18 protein-coding genes and 1 pseudogene are annotated in these 18,737 nt (G+C 54.2%); 10 read left to right on the top strand and 9 right to left on the bottom strand.

All coding sequences use genetic code 11. The features are described 5' to 3' along the window. Positions 1-185: 185 nt before the first annotated feature. The 9 genes from M0R70_13385 to M0R70_13345 form a co-directional block, all read right to left on the bottom strand. Complete coding sequence (locus M0R70_13385) at positions 186-926, bottom strand: enoyl-CoA hydratase/isomerase family protein (GenBank protein MCK9420364.1); 741 nt, start codon at positions 924-926, stop codon at positions 186-188. 101 nt (positions 927-1,027) lie between these two features. Further along, a complete protein-coding gene (locus M0R70_13380) occupies positions 1,028-4,195 on the bottom strand; it encodes an efflux RND transporter permease subunit (protein MCK9420363.1) in 3,168 nt (1,055 codons plus the stop codon). A gap of 102 nt (positions 4,196-4,297) precedes the next feature. After that, entirely contained in the window at positions 4,298-5,386 is a 1,089-nt protein-coding gene (locus M0R70_13375) for an efflux RND transporter periplasmic adaptor subunit (GenBank protein MCK9420362.1), read from the bottom strand. Positions 5,387-5,439: 53 nt separating this feature from the next. Beyond that, complete coding sequence (locus M0R70_13370) at positions 5,440-6,792, bottom strand: TolC family protein (GenBank protein ID MCK9420361.1); 1,353 nt, start codon at positions 6,790-6,792, stop codon at positions 5,440-5,442. Then, positions 6,792-7,130, bottom strand: a complete 339-nt coding sequence (locus M0R70_13365; protein MCK9420360.1) for a rhodanese-like domain-containing protein — start codon at positions 7,128-7,130, stop codon at positions 6,792-6,794. The genes M0R70_13370 and M0R70_13365 overlap by 1 nt, the downstream gene beginning before the upstream one ends. 1,152 nt (positions 7,131-8,282) lie before the next feature. Next, on the bottom strand, positions 8,283-8,603 hold the full coding sequence (locus M0R70_13360) for a hypothetical protein (protein ID MCK9420359.1): 321 nt from the start codon (positions 8,601-8,603) through the stop codon (positions 8,283-8,285). A 47-nt stretch (positions 8,604-8,650) separates the two neighbouring features. Further along, entirely contained in the window at positions 8,651-8,926 is a 276-nt protein-coding gene (locus tag M0R70_13355; protein ID MCK9420358.1) for a hypothetical protein, read from the bottom strand. A 224-nt stretch (positions 8,927-9,150) separates the two neighbouring features. Further along, a complete protein-coding gene (locus M0R70_13350) occupies positions 9,151-9,516 on the bottom strand; it encodes a hypothetical protein (GenBank protein MCK9420357.1) in 366 nt (121 codons plus the stop codon). An 80-nt stretch (positions 9,517-9,596) separates the two neighbouring features. After that, complete coding sequence (locus tag M0R70_13345; protein MCK9420356.1) at positions 9,597-9,953, bottom strand: hypothetical protein; 357 nt, start codon at positions 9,951-9,953, stop codon at positions 9,597-9,599. A 372-nt stretch (positions 9,954-10,325) separates the two neighbouring features. Here M0R70_13345 and M0R70_13340 point away from each other — a divergent pair, with 372 nt between their 5' ends. The 10 genes and pseudogenes from M0R70_13340 (at position 10,326) to M0R70_13295 (ending at position 18,716) form a co-directional block, all read left to right on the top strand. Continuing rightward, positions 10,326-10,775, top strand: coding sequence for a hypothetical protein (locus M0R70_13340; GenBank protein MCK9420355.1), 450 nt, complete (start codon positions 10,326-10,328; stop codon positions 10,773-10,775). After that, on the top strand, positions 10,775-11,212 hold the full coding sequence (locus M0R70_13335) for a type II toxin-antitoxin system VapC family toxin (GenBank protein MCK9420354.1): 438 nt from the start codon (positions 10,775-10,777) through the stop codon (positions 11,210-11,212). Before M0R70_13340 ends, M0R70_13335 begins: the two co-directional genes overlap by 1 nt. A 118-nt stretch (positions 11,213-11,330) precedes the next feature. Beyond that, positions 11,331-13,151 carry an excinuclease ABC subunit UvrC gene (uvrC, locus tag M0R70_13330; GenBank protein MCK9420353.1) on the top strand — a complete coding sequence of 607 codons (1,821 nt, stop codon included), beginning with the start codon at positions 11,331-11,333 and terminating at the stop codon, positions 13,149-13,151. A gap of 65 nt (positions 13,152-13,216) precedes the next feature. Further along, positions 13,217-14,035: a hypothetical protein gene (locus tag M0R70_13325; protein MCK9420352.1), complete on the top strand. Its 819-nt coding sequence runs from the start codon at positions 13,217-13,219 to the stop codon at positions 14,033-14,035. Between the two features lie 58 nt (positions 14,036-14,093). Next, positions 14,094-14,672 (top strand): annotated as a pseudogene (locus M0R70_13320) (GTPase domain-containing protein). 425 nt (positions 14,673-15,097) lie between these two features. After that, complete coding sequence (ispD, locus tag M0R70_13315) at positions 15,098-15,787, top strand: 2-C-methyl-D-erythritol 4-phosphate cytidylyltransferase (GenBank protein ID MCK9420351.1); 690 nt, start codon at positions 15,098-15,100, stop codon at positions 15,785-15,787. 256 nt (positions 15,788-16,043) lie between these two features. Beyond that, positions 16,044-16,526 (top strand): 2-C-methyl-D-erythritol 2,4-cyclodiphosphate synthase, encoded by a 483-nt coding sequence (gene ispF, locus M0R70_13310; protein ID MCK9420350.1) that lies wholly within the window; start codon positions 16,044-16,046, stop codon positions 16,524-16,526. 3 nt (positions 16,527-16,529) lie between these two features. Then, a complete protein-coding gene (locus M0R70_13305) occupies positions 16,530-17,108 on the top strand; it encodes a hypothetical protein (protein MCK9420349.1) in 579 nt (192 codons plus the stop codon). 137 nt (positions 17,109-17,245) lie between these two features. Further along, positions 17,246-17,902, top strand: a complete 657-nt coding sequence (gene cysE / locus M0R70_13300; GenBank protein MCK9420348.1) for a serine O-acetyltransferase — start codon at positions 17,246-17,248, stop codon at positions 17,900-17,902. 193 nt (positions 17,903-18,095) lie between these two features. Continuing rightward, complete coding sequence (locus M0R70_13295) at positions 18,096-18,716, top strand: LysE family transporter (GenBank protein MCK9420347.1); 621 nt, start codon at positions 18,096-18,098, stop codon at positions 18,714-18,716. The last annotated feature ends 21 nt before the right edge of the window (positions 18,717-18,737 follow it).

Genomic DNA, 18,737 nt, shown 5'->3' with positions numbered 1-18,737 from the left:
AGTGATCAATCGTCGCCGATAGGTCCCGTCTCTGGTTATGCCCTGGAGCAATAACTGATATCATCCCTTTTGTACGGAGGGGCGGGGAAACTGTTTTTTCCTTGACAACTGTCAACCATATCAGGGTATAGTGTTCAGGGTCCAGTCTTTCCTGAACCCTGACCCCCGTACCCTGACCCCTGCCGTTAAAGTCTCTCCCACTGCTTCGTGTCCGGGTTGAATGCCTCGCTGAAGGCAGTGACCTCCTGCTGCAGGCCGACCTCGTAACCTTCGTTCAGCCCGAAGTTCACGAGCATCTTGATCGATCGCAGGGAACTCAGGCTGTTTCCTCCGATCTTTACCGCGAGCCTGTTCGCTTCCTCGTCAAGGGCGTCGAGGGGGACCACCTTGTTCACGAGCCCGATCCTGAGCGCCTCTTCGGCGTCCACCATCCTGCCGGTGAAGAGCAGTTCTTTGGCCCTGCCGACGCCGACGGTCTTGTACAGTCTCTGTGACGACCCGAAGATAGGCGGCACACCGAACCGGGCCTCAGGGAACGAGAAGACCGCGTCCGATGATGCTATCCGGATGTCCGCCGCGAGCGCAAGACCGAGGCCCGCGCCCGTGGTCTCGCCCTTGACCGCGGCGATCACCGGGATGGGGAGGTTCTCGATGTGCTTTAAGAGATTGTAGCCCACCTCGGCAACATGGCCCGCCTCCTCCCTGGTCATCTTCACAAACCGGGCATAGTCGATGCCTGAGGAGAAGTTTTTCCCTTTTGCCGTGAGCAGCACCACGCGAAGGTCGCTCCTGGATGAGATCATTTCGCTGACGGTCTTGTTCAGCATTGACAGGACATCCTTGTCCAGATAGTTATCAGGCGGATGATCAATGGTCACGGTGCTGATCCAGTTTTTACAGTTTACGGCTACACATGAATTTGTCATGTTACATTCCTCCGATATCGGATTGCAGCTTTAGGATCGCCCCTCACCCAGCCTCTCCCCGCAGGGGAGAGGAGTTGTTTGAATCAGCATTCCGCACTAATTTACGCATTCTCCCAGTTCCTCTTCTCAACCATATAGTAGAAGAGCGGGATCACTACCAGGGTGAGTGCCGTGGACGCCAGCATTCCGAAGATGAGCGCCAGGGCCAGGCCTGACCAGACCGGGTCGGTCACGATCACGGCCGAGCCGAGGATCGCCGCCGCTGCGGTAAGCACGATCGGTCTTGTCCGGATCGCCCCTGCCTCGATCAGCGCCTGTACCAGCGGTAAGCCCTCGTGCTTCTTGTCGAGAATAAATTCCAGGAGCACGATGGAGTTTCTTACCACGATGCCCGCCAGGGCGATCACGCCGATCATCGACGTTGCGCTGAAGTACACGCCGGTCAGGGCAAAGCCGGGCATGATGCCGATCATCGAGAGCGGGATAGCCGCCATGATGACCACGGGAATGGTGAAGGACCGGAACCTGCCAACGAGCAGGAGATAGATGGCGATGAGCGCCACGCCCATGGCCGCACCCAGATCGCGGAACACATCAAGGGTCAGCTTCATCTCGCCGTCCCACTTGATCCGGTAGCCTTCCGGGACCGGGTTCTTATGCAGATGCTTCATCATGTCGATGACTGCGTAGACCTGGCTCCGTGCTCCCATCTCGGCGTACACATAGGTCACGGGTTCAAGGTTCTTGTGATAGATGGCCTTGTCCATTTCCGACGGGACCACCTTCACGAGCGACGAGAGCGCCACCTGGCTGCCCTGCAGACTCGTAACATACACCTTGTCCATGTCCGACATACCGGTCCGCTCTCCCCGGGGAAGCCGCAGGAAGATGGCAATCGGGTTCTTTGCGTCGGGTTTGTGCAGGGTCGAGATCGCCATGCCCGAAACGGACATGCGCAGGGTCTGAACGATGGTCTCGGTCGAAACGCCCGCGAGCGCCGCCTTTTCCTTGTCAACGATGAGCTGGTACTTCTCCTGTTTCTCCTTAACGCTGTCGTCGATATCCACGACCTGGTCCGTCCTGGCGAAGAGCATCTTGATGTTTTCAGCGATCTCGCGCTGTGTGGCATAATCCGGGCCGTAGATCTCGGCCACGACGGTCGCCCGCACCGGAGGACCCGGGGGGTCCTCCACCAGCTTGATGTTCGCGTTATTTTCCCGGGCGATCCTGGTGATGTCGGGCCGTATCTTGAGCACCAGCTTCTCGCTCGATATCGAACGCTCCTCTTTGTCGATCAGGTTCACGCGTACGTCGGCGAAGTGGCTCGCCTCGCGGAACGCGCCGCCCCTGAGCAGTCCGTTAAAGTCCATCACCGAGCCGGCGCCCACAAAGGTCTCGTAGTCCTTTATCTCGGGAATGCGGCGGAGATAATCGCCGACTGCCCTGGCTGCGCGGTCCGTGTTCTCGAGCGCCGTGCCCGCGGGCATGTCGATCGAGACCAGGAACGTGTTCTTGTTCGCCTTCGGCAGCATGCGGAATTTCACCCACTGCATGAGCGGGAAGGTCATGGAGATCAGGAACAGACCGATGATGATGCTCATGAACAGTTTACGCTTGCCGGGGTTTTCGAGCAGCGGCTCCAGGATCTTCTTATAGCCTTTATAGAGCTTTGTCTCTTCCAGCGGCAGTTGGACGACCTGATGGTCGGTCTTCATGATCCGGTAGCTTGCCCAGGGCGTCACGATAAAAGCTACAAAGAGAGACGTGACCATTGCCACCGGCACATTAAAGGGGATCGGCTTCATGTAGGAGCCCATCATTCCCGTGACGAACGCCATGGGAATGAACGCCAGCACCACGGTTATGGTCGCCAGGATCGTGGGCATGCCGATCTCGTTCACGGCCATGATCGCGCCCTGCAATCGCGAATGCTGCTGCAGCTTGTAGTGGCGGTGAATGTTCTCCACCACCACGATGGCATCGTCAACGAGCAGTCCCAATGAAAGGATGAGCGCAAAGAGCGTTATCCGGTTGATGGTCTGGCCCGCCAGCATTCCCACGGCAAGAGTGATAAAGAGCGTGAGCGGAATGGCGAGCGCCACGATGGCGGCCTCGCGCCAGCCGAGCGTGAGGAACAGCAGGACGATCACAACGACGATCGAGACCACAAGGTGGAAGACCAGCTCGTTCACCGCGTCGTTGGCCGTCTTGCCGTCGTTCCGGGTAACGGTCACGTTGATCCCCGGCGGGATGCTGGTTTTTTTCAATTCATCGAGCTTTGCCAATATCTGGTTCGAGATCTGAACAGCATTCAGCTTCTGCCGTTTGGCCAGTGCCAGGGTCACGGCGGGATGCTCGTTTGCCGCACTCTCGCTCTCGCTGGTGTCCTTGATGCCCGCGTGCGTGGAATGATGACTGTTGAACGCGATGCGCGTAAGCTTCACCGTCTCTTCAAAGCCGTCCGTAACTTCGGCAACATCGCCGAGAGAGACAGGCTTGTTGTTCGCAACGCCGACCACGGCGTTCCGTACATCACTTGCCCGGGTAAAGAAGCCGCCGGTCTCGAGGGTGATCTTCCTGCTGCCCTGCTCAAGCTCACCCGAAAGAAGATTGGTATTCGACTGGGTGATTGCCCCGGCGATCTGGAGCGGTGACAGGCCGTAGCCCGCGATACGGAGCGGGTCGAGGACCACGCGCACCTGGCGGCTGCGTCCTCCGATGACCGTTGTGGTGCCGACGCCGGGGACCTTTCTGAGCTCGTCGAGCACGTTGTCGGCCACGAGCCTGAGCTGAGCATCGTCATAAGCGCTTCCGGCCGCGGGAGAGAGCGTGATCGCAACGATCGGCACATCATCCACGTCAATGGGTTTTACCAGAGGCTGGGACGCGCCCGGAGGAGCAAAGTCCATATTGGACATGATCTTGTCATAGAGCTTCACCATGGACCGTTCTTTGTCCTGTCCCACGAGGAACTTCACGGTCACCACGGACATCGAGTTCATCGAAACGGAGTACACGTCCTCGACGCCGGGGATCTCCCAGAGGATGGACTCAAGCCGCTTGGACACGAGCTCTTCCACTTCTTTGGCGGAGGCGCCCGGCATCATCACCATCACGTTTGCCGCGGGGACCACGATCTGGGGGTTCTCCTCACGGGGTGTGTAGATGAGTGCAAAGAGCCCCAGTATCGCCGTTGCCGCCATAAGCAGCACGGTAAGCTGGGAGTTGATGAAGTACTGGGTTATTTTGCCGCTGATATTGAGTTTCATTATTCAAACCTTTTTGTCCGCAGATTACGCAGATTAACGCAGATGAACACCATAACACTTGTGGTGAATAGGCTCTGAGTCTCTCAGTCCGCAATCCACAATTTATTTTTGCGCCACTATGATCTTTCTTCCCTCGAGCCTGCCGAGGTGCTTGTCGCTGATCACCTGGTCGCCTTGTTTGAGGCCGGAGATCACTTCCACGAAGTTTTCGTGCTCATCGCCGACCTGTATCATCTGGAAGACGGCGCCCTGGTCAAGAGAGACGAGGTACACTCCCGAGATGCCGGACATCTCTACGATGGCACTCTTTGGGACCAGGATGGCCTCGTGTTTGCCGATGGTGAAGAAGGCCTTGCCGTACATGCCGGTGATGAGACCCTTGTGCGCCGGGATGTCGATCTTAACGATGAACGAATGGGTCCGCACATCGGATGCCTGGACCACCTGTGACACCCTGCCGCTGATCTCCGTGCCGGGCATGGCGTCGATCAGTACCTTGACCGGATTGCCGGGCTGAATGGAGAGGATGTCCTGTTCCTTGAGCGTCACTTCGAGCCGAAGGTTTCTGTTGTCCTCGATCTTGATGAGGGGCTGGCCCGGGAGCGCCATCTCACCCAGGTTGATATGTTTCTCCACGATCTGGCCGGAGATGGGCGCGCTGATGATGGTATAGCTTTCCATGGCCTTTGCCGCCTGCAGGCCGGCCTGCGCGTTCTCCAGTCCGAGGGTCGCCTGGTCCATCTCCATCCGGGTCGATGCCTTCGCGTCAAAGAGGCTCTTGATCCGGTCATACTGGAGCCTGGCATTGTTGTACGCCGCCTTGGCCTGGATCGCCTGGGCCGTGATCTCGCCGCTGTCGATCTTCATCAGCAGTTTGCCCGCGGCAACCTGTTCGCCTTCCTGCACGCTGAGGCGGACCACCCTGCCCATGACCTTGCTCGAAAGCACCGAGGTGTTCCTGGAATTCAAGGCCCCTGCCGCGGTGACCACGGAGTCAATGGTCTTTTGCTCTACAATGACTACGGACACGGACACCGGCGCTTCGGACTTCGGTGTCTCCGCATAGCTGTTCTCTTTTCCAAAGATCATATATCCTGCTCCGAGCACGGCGATTGCGGCTGTAATAGAAATGCCGTAAACGATCTTTTTGTTCATGGTCTGGATCTTGTCGGTTATGGTTTTGATATTCATGTTGATCTCCTTGAATTAAACTCTGAACTCCGAACTTTGAACTCCGAACTGAATTACAACGTTCCCACAGCCAGTTTCAGTTCCGCCTGTGCAATATTGTTATCGTAAAGCGCCTGGAGCGCGTTCGTGCGCGCGCGGATGAGCGCGCTCTCTGCGCCGAGTACATCGACGAAGGTGGTCATGCCCGTCTCGTAACGCTTCTGGACGATCCGAAGTCCTTCTTCGGCCTCCTGCGCCGCTGACGCCGATGCCGAGATCCGGTCGAGGGATGCGTCAAGATCGTAATAAGCCTGACGGACCTGGAGTTGGACGCCTGATCGGGTCTGTTCTTCCATCGATCTCATTCTACTGCTTGTCGCGAGCGCTTCCTTCACTTTCGATCTGGTCACAAGACCGTCGAAAAGGTTCCACTGGAGCACCGCCATCACTGCCCAGCTTTTTGCGTCATTGCCGGCAGGCTTGTCGCTGTTCCAATCCATCTGGCCCATGAGGTTCAGGCTCGGAATATAATCGGTGCGCGCCATGGTCACCGATTTCTCGGCATTTTTGCGGTTCAGCTCCATGGAGATGAGGTCAGGCCGCTTCGCAGCTGCCTCGTCGAGCATGGCGTTCATGTCGGTCTTCACATCCTGTGTAGAAAGTGTCCCGGAAAAATCATTCTCATTGCCCTGCGGCGTGCCCATGGCGAAGTTGAGCGCCGCTGTTGCGAGCTTGACTCCGTTCCTTGAACGGGTTGCCATCTCCCTGACCTCGGCAAGCTGCACCTTGGCGCGTAAAAGATCGGACTGGAGAACGGCCCCTGCCGTGTATCGCGCCTGCGCGAGGTTGACGTTCGCCTCGCTCGTTTCGAGCGACTGGAGCGCTACCTTGCGATATTCTTCGGCAAGCAGCACGCCGTAGTACGCTTTCACCACGTTATAGATTGTTTCCTGACGGGTCCGCTCGCGGTCCTGGACCGAAGCTTCCCGGGAAATTTTTGCCTGTTTTCTTCCGATATATTCTTTTCCGCCGTTGAAGACGGGCTGCACGATTGCCAGCCTCGTATTGTAGTTCGAAATGAGCTCGGGATCGTTCATGACAGCGGGATCAAAATCCGCGGAAGTCACGATCTCCTGGTTCAGCTTGGTGCCGAGCGCCATGAGCGGGCTATCCGTCCTGCTCCAGATCTCCGACACCGTCACCTTGGGTAAAAAAAAGGACGCGGACCTGAGCACGCCGGCATCGGCGATTTCGACCTGCGCATCAGCGGCTTTGAGACCCGGGTTGTTCTTGAGCGCCTTGTCGATCGCCTGATCGAGGGTCAACGTCTCGACAGCATAGCTGTAAGCTGCCGCCATAAAGGTCAACAGCGTGATCAATATCAGATATGTTGCGATACGCGCAATTTTGCACTTCCTGCTTTTCATTATGATGCCCTGGTCATCGAAACATTTTCGAGCATGTTCCATGTCATGATCCCGCCTTCAAGATTTTTTACCTTGTATCCCATGCGCGAAAGATAGGAACAGGCATGGGCGCTTCTGTTCCCGACCCTGCAGTAGACCACGATCTCTTTATTTTTCGGCAGCTCGTCGATCCGGTAGCCGAGTTCCTGGAGCGGGAGCAGATACGACCCCTGGATCGCCTGCGCAGCGTTCTCCTGCGGAGTGCGTACATCAAGCAGAAGAAAATCCTCACCTGTTTCTAATTTTTTTATCAGATCATGTGGTCCTATGTTCTGACATCCATTGCTGTTGAAAAACATTATGCACCTCCTGTATACGCTCTCAGGTTCTTTCTATTACAACATGCATGCCAAAACATAATGTGCTGCTTTTGCAGGGGTTTTAGAATTTCAGATGTATCAGTGGGGAAGTGAACGGAAAAATTTGTCGAACGGGTTGCGGGTCTTGGTCAATCAACTTGTTGATTTTGTTGTTTTCATGTATTCGACAATTTTGTGCATTCATACAGCGAATGTCAGATGTGAGATTAACTGTCTCGGCATAGAGAGATGTGTCATTCTCACACGAAGCCACCAAGCCACGAAGGAAGGCTTTAATTAGAGTCTGTATTTTAATTGCCGTTTGCTTAAGATCGTCATTCCTGCGAAGGCAGGAATCCAGTCTTTTCATAAGTCTCTGGATGCCGGATCAAGTTCGGTATGACGAAAAAGAGAGTTTAAATACAGACTCTAATTTTTAAAAGACAGATTCTCATTGTGTTTTACTTCGTGTGCTGCGAGCCTCGTGTGAGCAACGGGGAGGATTAAGGTGGGGATGGGTTGGTGATGATATTCAAGGTCGAATTAGATTTGATACCAAATAGGATTCTCGAAAAGATCAAGCCGACAGAACGGGCCTGTCAATTATTACAACACGGAAGGGAGTTCGCGATTGGCCGGCAGGATGAACACGCGCGTCACTCGCCGCTTTTTGGCGAGTCGATGTGGACGCGCATGTTGTAGTCATCGCGTTGGGTTTCGCACAGCTCTACCCGATTTAACCGCCCGCCACTGTCGTGAGTGACCCTGATTATTACTCAATTTACCATAAATCAAAATTATGCACGCGGCCACGGTTGAGTCGGATTCTCGATTTTTCTTTCTGGCCGTGGAGTGTCTTTTGGTGTTGGACAAGGGGGTTGCGGGGTTGGACGCTCGGGCTGAGATGGCACTTTTGGCGGTTGTTTTTTTTCTGACATAATCAGGCCTCCGGAATGTAAAAGCAGTGAGCCGGGAGTTCATTTGCTACCTGTCTTTCGAACTCGCGTTTTTTGCTCTTTCTAATTGTTCCTTCATTAGTTTTTTGATTTATAAATCTCTTTTGATCTAGGAGATAATAAAACTGATCTTTAAACTCATTGTCATATCTTTGTTGTTGATTTATCAATATAGTGAGTTTATGAAAATCATGTTCTAATGATTTAAAATCCGATAATATTTCACTATATTTTTGGATTTTGCCACTAAGATCCAACATAGGCAGTTCAGAACTGCAAGAACTGCGGTTAACACTGAGAGATATTTCCAAACAGTTTGTCCAGGTGCATCTTGCCAAAACCAAAAACTTGCGACACTAGACGAAGCAGTTAATGCTAAAGTAAATTCAACGAGAAAATTCCATTTTTTATAGTTTGCTAAATGGTATTCATTTATTCTCGCATTTAATCTTGCAGTTCTATATTCATCATAGATGTCCCAAACTGGATGCTGTAAATTCCGTTGCTCAGAATTCATAAGTTCCTCTCAGAGAAGGCGCGGCGGTCTCGACCGTGCAATACATTTCAATCCATGCGCTTTCGATTAAGTTCTTGATTCCGGATATAGAGTTTGCCTATAATCGTCATTGCGAACAGGATTATACTCATAACGATTAGAATGAAACCAGCTCGAAGAAATAACTTTTGAGTCGAAACAGACATCGGGATAAGTTGCAGTACGCCAAGACCAAAGAGAGCAACGCCAATCCACCCAATCAATTGGCTTTTTTGATTCAATAAGCTGTGATACCGTTTTGCTGAAAACTCCGCAAACTTTCGTTCTTGCTCTGTTAGTTCCATTTCATCTCCTGAGTCGATTTATTACTGTATAACGCCCCGGGTGAGCGGCTGGCCCCGCAGGGGCCCGTCCGTCTCGATCCGGTTTGATAGCCCGCGCTGTTTTCGCGGGATATCAGGATCAGCCGCTCACCCGGGGCGATAGCGCGTCGCGAAGCGACGGGCTATCGCCCGCGTGTACCGCCGCGAAGCGGTCGGACACGACGCGGTGGTTGTAATGTCTTTTGCTATTTCGATGAGGGCGATTTCTTTAAGAAACGCGACACATCACGTTTGGAGGCCTCATGCTCAGCTTTCGCGATAAGTTCAGTTTCTTCCGATACAGACAACGCATCGCCAATAAATTCCCGTTTATCTGCCTTATATTGTTCAATAAACGACTTGACCCTGTTGTTAAGCGTTACATTATCAACTTGAAACTTCGTAATCTGTTTTGTAAGTTTAAGATTTTCCGCCTCCAATGCAGCAACATAATTTTGAACTTCAATGTCACACGCTTGGAGTTTTATTCTCAAAGACGCCATGGGGTCAGTGTCCGAAACAGTTTGCGGAACTGCTTTCAATCTTTTTTGATTACTTTTCGGAGTGGTCATTGATGCCTTTCATGAGGGACAAAATGGTAAACGTTCTTACCGTAGTGGTGGAACTTATTATTAGTTTTATGCTGTTAGATTCACTTTTGCCATTGAGCTAAAGCATTTGCAGAACAGGAAGTGATTCCGCTAAAATCATTTCGGCCCATTGAAATTTTAATTCGTTGTTCATTGATGGTTTGAATTTTCTTATTATTTTTGTCTGCATAGTCGTAAGCAAGCGCCGTGAGTGCGCTTTTACAGGCAACTGCAACCGCGTCACTTTCAGGGAAAAACTGATAGCGGGAATAGTAGACTGTTATAGAAAATCCATCGTCCATCGGGTCGATTGCATATTCGGTGTTTTTGTCATAGGTTGTAAATGTTGAATTGGTATACTTCATCGGAGTTGCACAACCCAGTCCAAGTAGGACAATAATGAGTAAAAGAGTTCTCATATAGTTTCTCCAGTACAACCAGTTATTGACTATCCCCCTTGTTTTTAGATCTTTACTATGGGGGATAGTAAAGCACGGATTTCCGGAATTATCGAGTTTAGCAACATATATGCCATTTAGGGCCTGTTGCATACATCGTTTTTATTATGCTTACAATCTCATCTTAAGCGGAATTCTAAAATACCAATGACTTTTCCGCTTGCCCAGAAGCCTGTGAAGGTGAATGGCAGTTTGCGTACCACGTTGTTAGTAAAGGTACCCGCAGTGCTGATTTTTCAGTTGACAGGCGAAAATTTATGCCTATACGCGTGTCAAGATAATAAAAGATCTTCGTTTCTCACAGAGGCAAATCCGTGGTAATATGATCCTGCCATGACCCTCGAAGAAAAACTCCAGAACCTCCCGGATTCGCCGGGGGTCTACCTCATGAAGGACGGAAAGGGGTACGTGATCTATGTCGGCAAGGCCCTGTCCCTCTGGGACCGTGTGCGCTCTTATTTTCAGAAGGGCGCCATGGGCGAAAAGACCGAGAGGCTGGTGCCATTTCAGCTTGACAGCCTTCTTGACATGAATTATCATATTCTCAAAAGAAAGGCGGTTATCATGCGTGCAACCATTAAAACTGCTGATGCACATCCTGCCAGAGCCGCGATTTTAAAAAAGCTCGCTAAATCAACGCGGGCGGTTACGGCCAGTACCATGCTTCCCTTCCTGAAGAAGAAGGGCGCAACGGAGTTGACACTTCTTGAACTCAGAAAGCGGCTGTCTGCTCTGAAGACCCCGCTCTCTCGGGAAATCATCGCGGAGCGCGGAAGAGGTTGATGCGTTATTTCTATTTCGATACGAGCGCCCTCGCGAAAAGATACTCGTTTGAGATCGGTTCGGAACAAGTTGATTCTCTGATCGCCGACGAGAAAAACGTGATCGTTATAGGCAATATCGCCATTACCGAGATTTATTCCGCCCTCAGCAAAAAAGTCAGGACCCGTGAAATTACCCAGCACGACTTCCTTTCCGCTGTTTACAACTTCGAGAAAGACATTGCAAAAAATTCATATCGCTTTTTGGAAGTGGATAACGACATCGTCACTGCCACAAAACGCCTCATCCTTACCTATCCAGAACTCCGTACGTATGATTCCATCCATCTGGCCCTCGCGCTTGAGCTTTCCGAGTTGACTCCCTGCGTCGTCACGAGCGATATCGTCCTTTATAGAACGTGTCAGGCGGAAGGGCTGCAGGTCATCAATCCTGAATAGCTGCCGATCTCGGGGCCTTTTATTCTCCATCTCTCCTAATTATCTTCCTCTGTCCCTGAGCAGTTACAAAAATATCTTAGTTTCTCACAAGTAAGATCCGTGGTAAAATAAGCCTGCCATGACCCTCGAAGAAAAACTCCAGAACCTCCCGGATTCACCGGGCGTTTACCTCATGAAGGACGGAAAGGGGCATGTGATCTATGTCGGCAAGGCCCGGTCCCTCTGGAACCGGGTGCGCTCGTATTTCCAGAAGGGCGCCATGGGCGAAAAGACCGAGATGCTGGTCCGCCAGATCGTCGACATCGAGACCATCATGACCCACACCGAGCTCGAGGCGCTGATCCTTGAGTCCACCCTTATTAAGAAACACCGCCCCCGCTACAACATCATTCTCCGGGACGACAAGAACTATCCCTACCTCCGGTTCGACATGAAGGCCGAATATCCCCGCCTCGATGTGGTCCGGGGACTGAAGAAGGACGGTGCGCTGTACTACGGCCCTTATGTCCCCGCGGGCGGCATGTGGGAACTGCTCTCGCTGATCCGGCGTATGTTTCCGCTTGCTACGTGCAAAAAGGAGTTTAATAAAGACAAGCCCGAGCGTCCGTGCGTGCAGCACCAGATCGGCAGGTGCATGGCGCCGTGCTCGGGAGCGGTGGACCAGGAAGCGTATAAGGACATGGCCGGCCAGGTGCGCTTGTTCCTCGAAGGCAAGGACCGGGACCTGCTCGACCTGCTGAAGCAGCGCATGGCAGAGGAGTCGGACAAAATGGACTACGAGCGCGCGGCGGAGCTTCGCGACCGGATCGCGAAGATCGAAGGGGCCTTCGAGAAGCAGAAGATCATCTCACCGGGGTTCGAGAACCAGGACGTGATCGGCATGGTCTCGGAAGGCGGCCACGCGAATATCCAGGCGCTCTTTATCCGGAACGGCATGCTGCTCGGAAGAAAGGATTTCACCATCCCCGATGTGCTCGGCATGACGGAAGAGGAGGTCATGACCGATTTTCTGCGCCAGTTCTATGCAAAGGAGATGATCGTGCCCGCCGAGGTGCTTCTGCCTTTTGACGTGCCTGACCGGGAACTGTTCGAGGTTTGGCTCACGGAGAGACGCGGAGCGAAGGTGGAGGTCCTTGTGCCGCAGCGTGGCAGGAAACGGGAGCTGGTCCAGATGGCATCCGACAATGCGGGCCAGTCGCTCCGCGAGCACCTGCTCTCGCGCAAGAGCAAGGAGCGGGTCCTCCTCCGGCTTAAGGAAGAACTGGGCCTCAGGAACCTTCCGCGCAGGATCGAGGCGTTCGACATCTCGAACATCCAGGGCGCCGAAGCGGTCGCGAGCATGGTGTCGTTCGAGAACAATCTGCCTGACAAGCGGCACTACAAGCGGTTCAAGATCAAGAGCGTTCAGGGCCAGGATGACTTCGCGAGCATGGCCGAGGTGATCAGGCGGCGCTATACAAAGGCAAAGGAAGAGGGTATACTTCCTGACCTGATCCTGGTCGACGGCGGCAAAGGCCAACTGAACGCGGTGCTTGAGGTATTGCTCGAGCTCGGGATCGACGGGCCCGATGTATTCGGTCTTGCCAAAGCGCGGAGCGGGAAAGAGGGAGCGGAACAAGAGTTCGAACGGGTCTTCCTGCCCGGTGTGGACGAGCCGATCATTCTCGAGCCCACCAGTCAGACCACGCACCTGGTCGCGCGCGTGCGCGACGAAGCTCACCGCTTCGCGATCGCGTATCATCGGAAACTTCGCGAGAAGCGGGCCATCAAGTCCGAGCTGGATGATATCCCCGGCATCGGCGAAGTGAGGAAAAAGGCGCTGCTGCGCCATTTCGGCAGTCTGGAAAAGATCAAGCAGGCGACAATAGATGAACTGGCGGCAGTAAAGGGGATGTCAAAAAAAGCGGCAGAGGAAATCACGATATTTTTTCATGGCTGAGAAATGAAGGACAAGAAGCAAGGGTGTATCTTGCCCCTGAACCCTATTCTCATCAAGGAGCTTTCATGACAAACGAACAATGGCTTGAGATATTCAAAGGCATCGGCAAAAAAATGCGCGACGGTTTGTCCGTCATCCTCGCCAAGGAAGGCGGCATGGTGCCGCTCGGCAAGGGCGCCGGCGGGGACAAGACCTTCCCCGTGGACAAGTGGGCGGAGGATATCATCATTGCCGCGCTCGAAAAGGCGCATGAGCAAGGCGAGTCCTTTACGCTCATTTCCGAGGAGCTTGGCATCAGGAAGTTCGGCGAGGGGAAAAAGGTCGTGCTCGTGGACCCCATTGACGGGAGCAACAATGCCAAGAGCGGGATCCCGTTCTTTTCCACGTCGCTGGCGCTGTTGAACGACGAAACGCTCTCCACGCTTGCCGTGGGATATGTCATCAACCTCGCCATGGGCGACGAGTTCTGGGCAATGCGCGCCCAGGGCGCGTTCAAGAACGGCAAGCGGATCAGGACCGCGGCCACACAGGGCATCACGATCGTGGCCTATGAAGCGTCGTCGCCGAAGGCCGACCTGCCGCGCATCATGCCGCTGCTCGGGGAGGCGAAACGGACGAGGTGCTTCGGGTCCACCGCCCTTGATCTTTCCTATCTCGCTTCCGGCGCCATCAGCGTGTTCGCCACGGCCACAGCCTCGCGCGCCTTTGATTACGCGGCCGGTATGCTGATCCTTGAAGAAGCGGACGGCGTGATCACCGATCTCGAAGGAACATCGCTCGACCACATCGTTGCCGGGCTCGGCCGGACCGTGCCGCTGCTCGCGAGCAAGAACGACGCGACGCACGTGATGGCGCTGAACATCCTCACGTCCCGACAGCGCTGATCCCCGGTTATCGACACCCAGTATTGACATCCCATTTTATTTATGTAATTATGAGGCCATGGCTTTAGTCAATCATCAAACACGCGAGATCAACGCAAAGATCGTTTACTACGGACCGGGGCTCTGCGGCAAGACCACGAACATCCACATGATCTTCCACCGCATCGCGCCGGGACAGCGCGGCAAGCTGATCTCGCTCGCGACCGAAACGGACCGGACCCTGTTTTTCGACTTTCTTCCCGTCGAACTCGGCACGATCAAGAACTACAAGGTGCGGTTCCATCTCTATACCGTACCGGGCCAGGTGTTCTACAACGCGACGCGCAAGCTTGTGCTGAAGGGCGCGGACGGCGTAATCTTCGTCGCGGACTCGCAAAGCGCCATGCTCGATGCGAATATTGAGAGCATCTCGAACCTCCGCGATAATTTACACGATCAGGGGATAAACCTGTCCACCTTTCCCATGGTGATCCAGTATAACAAGCGGGACCTTCCCGACGTCCTCTCGATCGATGAGTTGAATGCGGCGTTGAACCCCCGGCTTGTACCCTTCTACGGCGCGGTCGCAACGACCGGCGACGGCGTGTTGAAAACCTTCACGTCCATTTCCAAACTGGTGCTCCAGGACATGCAGAAACATCCCGAGCACCACAACTTTACGCTGGGCGACATTCTCGGCACGGGAGAGAAAAAACCGAGCCCGCCGACGGACCTCATGGCGGATATGCCGCCGCAGGAGCCGTCAATGCCCGGTGCGCCCATGGCAGAGGCCAAGCCGGAGATGGCGGCGCTCGAAAAGGCCGTGGACGAGGGGATAACGGTGGACCTGGGGAAGCCATTTATGGAAGACGGCCAGATCGTCCTGCCCTTCGATGTGACGAGCAAGGACCGGGAGGACCAGTATCAGATCCGGGTCACGGTCAATATGGAAGCGCCGATGGCAAAGCGGTTCAAGATTGTTGTGAAAAATTTCAAAAAATGACCCGAAGAGGCAGCAGGCTGTAAACAGGGTGCAGGAGGCAGTCCTTGTCTGCTTTCAGCGGTAAGCGTGGTGAGGTACCGATGTCGAAAGTGACGGCACTTATACCCGCGGCGGGCGCGGGCAAGCGGATGGGCAAGGGTACGGCGAAACAGTTTTTGCTGCTCGGAGACAAACCCTTGCTGGCGCATACCCTGCTCGCGTTCCAACGCGCCCCGGAGATCGATGAGATCATCCCCATCATTTCCCGGGAAGACATGGAGGGCTGTCTGCGCGATGTGATCGAACAGTACCGGATTACCAAGGTGAAGACCCTGGTCGTAGGCGGCAAGGAACGTCAGGATTCCGTATTGCATGGTTTGCAGAAGATCGGGGAGGACACGGCGGTCGTGCTCGTTCATGACGGCGTGCGGCCTTTTGTGACGCCTGAAATGATAAGTGAAGCCGTGGGCCTTGCTAAAAAGGGAGAATGTGTCGCCGTGGGCGTGCCGATCAAGGACACGATCAAGGAAGTGGATGAGAATAAGATCGTATGCCGCACCCTGGAACGGGGGACGCTCTGGGCGATCCAAACACCGCAGGCTTTCCCGGCCAAGATACTCAGGCGCGCTTACGAGGAATCGTACAAGCAGAAAATGTTCGGGACCGACGACGCCACGCTCGTGGAGCGAACGGGCGGCACGGTGCGGGTGATCATGGGGAGCTACGAGAACATCAAGATCACCACGCCCGAGGACCTGATCCTTGCTGAGGAAATACTGAAGAGAAGGTAGTCCATTGCAAAGTGCAAAATGCAAAAGGTAAAATGCAAAAGTCAAAATGAGGGGGAATTACCTTCTGGCCTCCTCTTACAGTTCAATGTTATATTTTTAAATTTACGATGTGTATTTTGCATTAATACAGACGCATTAGATATTGTTACCTGTAGGGCAAGGCTTCAGCCTTGCTTTAAGCAACCCTGAAGGGTTGCCCTACAAATGATATAACAACAATTATTGCGTTTGCTATAGTTGCGGCGGAGGCTGTTCTATGCGAATAGGCACCGGCTATGACGTTCACCGCCTTGCAGCGGGCAGGAAACTGATAATCGGCGGTGTGGACATTCCCTTTGAAAAAGGGTTGTTGGGACACTCGGACGCGGATGTGCTGCTTCACGCGATCTGCGACGCGATGCTCGGCGCTGCCGGTCTCGGTGATATCGGCAGGCACTTTCCCGACACGGCGCCGATATACAAGGACATCTCGAGTCTTATGCTCCTCGAAGAGGTGCGGCAGCGGCTTTCTGAGGCCGGTTTCCGCGTGAACAACGTTGATGCGACCATTGTCGCGGAAAAGCCTAAGATGGCGCCGCATATCCCCGCCATGGTCAGGAACATCGCCGAGGCGATCAAGGTGGACCACGCCGCAGGCGTGGTCAATGTGAAGGCCACGACGACCGAGGGACTCGGCTTTGCGGGAAGGGGCGAGGGTATCGCGGCATATGCCGTGGTCTTGATCAGGAAGGTGGAGTGATCCGTGCCGAGAAGTCTTCTTTTCATACTGATGCTGATGGGTTGTGCAATGACGGTCTATGGTCAAGCCGACCCGCAGGCGCAGACTGAGGACCAGGAACTCAAAAAAAGCTTTCTCTATCAATGGACCGATAAAAAGGGCATTGTTCATATCGCCGATGGTCTGGATAAGGTCCCGAAGGGTTACCGCGATAGGGCGGTGAAATTACAACAGCCGGAGAGGGAAGACTCCGATCAAGGGCAACAGGTGCGGCAGCCGTCCGTCTATCCTTCGGGAGCCGCATCCGAGGCCGCGGATGCCGCTGCTAAAGCCGCGTGGCAGCAACGCATGAGGGCCGCGAGGCAGCGGCTTGCAAACGCTGAAAAACGGTACCAGACACTTGATCAACGAAGGAACGAGCTGCTCCAAAGTTGGGGTGGTCCTGCGTCCGGCCGGCTCACTGAACGTACAGAGGCCGAGACGATCGAGCAAGAGATGAAGAATGTGCAGAGAGAGATGGACGGGGCCCGAAGTGATGTCAATGTTGTTATCCCGGAGCAAGCGCGGAAGGCAGGCATCCCGCCGGGATGGCTCAGAGAATAGTACGGAGTTTCGAGTTTGGAGTGCGGAGCGTAGAGTTCGGAGTACGGAGTTCGGAGTGAGGAGAAAACGTCAAAATCCAAACCATGCTTGCATGTCGGTATTCCGCAATCCGAAGCCTGCAATTCGAAATTAAAAATATGCGCGAGACCTTTCAAAAAATAAAGAGAGACTTTAACGCGGCGCTCTCGATGGACCCTGCCGCGACGAGCAGGATCGAGGTGTTCCTTACCTATGCCGGGTTCCATGCGCTCCTGTTCCACCGGTTCGCTCACTGGATGAGCAAAAAGCGGGTTCCCTTTGTTCCGCGGGCGATGTCGCAGTTCGCGCGGTTCATCACCGGCATCGAGATCCACCCCGGCGCGACGATCGGATCTGGCCTGTTCATAGACCACGGCATGGGTGTGGTGATCGGCGAGACCACCGAGATCGGCGACAATGTCACGCTGTTTCAGGGCGTGACCCTCGGCGGGACGGGCAAGCAGAGAGGCAAGCGTCATCCCACGATCGGCAGCCACGTGGTCGTGGGGGCGGGCTCCAAGGTGCTTGGTCCCATCAAGATCGGGGATTACGTCAAGATCGGCGCGAACTCGGTCGTGCTCCAGGATGTGCCGGACCATTCAACGGTGGTCGGGATACCGGGGAGAATTGTCAGGATCAAGGATGAGCGCGTGGCCGACGAGGCGTTGATGGACCACATCCATATTCCCGATCCGATCGCGGACAAACTTATCGAACTGCAGGTTCAGATCGACACGTTGAAGAAGGAATTGGATATGATAAAAAACAGGAAGTGAGGTCCTCGTAGAAATTCCGGAAGAAGATCCTCATGCATCAACAGTGTTCCGGATTATCTCAGAAACGTGTACCTTGCCCCTATCATGAACAGCTCATGCCCGATCCCGATTTCATCGCATGCAAAGAGAGAATGTGGAAAATTCCATTGTCAACGTAAGCATGGCTGAGTAGAATAGTTCCAACCTTTTCGGCATGGAAACGACTTTTTTTCTCAAAGGGCTCATCATCGGTTTCGTCATCGCGGCCCCGGTCGGCCCCATCGGCGTTCTCTGCGCGCGCCGCACGCTCATGTTCGGCAGGAGGGCCGGGTTCTTTTCCGGCATGGGCGCGGCGACGGCCGATGCCATCTATGGGTTCGTGGCTGCCTTCGGCCTGACGCTCGTGTCGGACTTTCTCGTCGGCCACAATGTGTTCCTCAGGCTCGTGGGCGGCTCGCTCTTGTGCATTCTGGGCGTCAAGTCGCTGGTCGCGTCGCCGGCCTCGAATCGCGATTACCCCGCGTCCTTCAAAAAATTCGCGGGTATGTACTCATCCACTTTTTTTCTGACTTTGACCAACCCCATGACCATCTTCTCCTTTGCCGCCGTCTTTGCCGGATTCGGGCTTGCCGGAGTCAAGGGGAGCCTCTTTTCATCCGGCGCCCTTATAGTCGGCGTCTTCCTCGGATCTGCGCTTTGGTGGGTGTTCCTGGTGGTCCTCTTCAGCATTTTCCGCAGACGGTTCCACTCCCATGAACTTCGCTGGGTGAACTTCATCTCCGGCGGCATCATCATCGCCTCAGGTATCCTTGCCCTTCTGAGCCTGGAGTGGTGAGGAGAACAGCATACATTATTA

Source organism: Nitrospirota bacterium (genome assembly GCA_023229435.1).
Taxonomy (GTDB): Bacteria; Nitrospirota; UBA9217; order UBA9217; family UBA9217; genus JALNZF01.
Note: the sequence above shows the minus strand (reverse complement) of the source record. Positions and strands in the feature narration are given on the sequence as shown.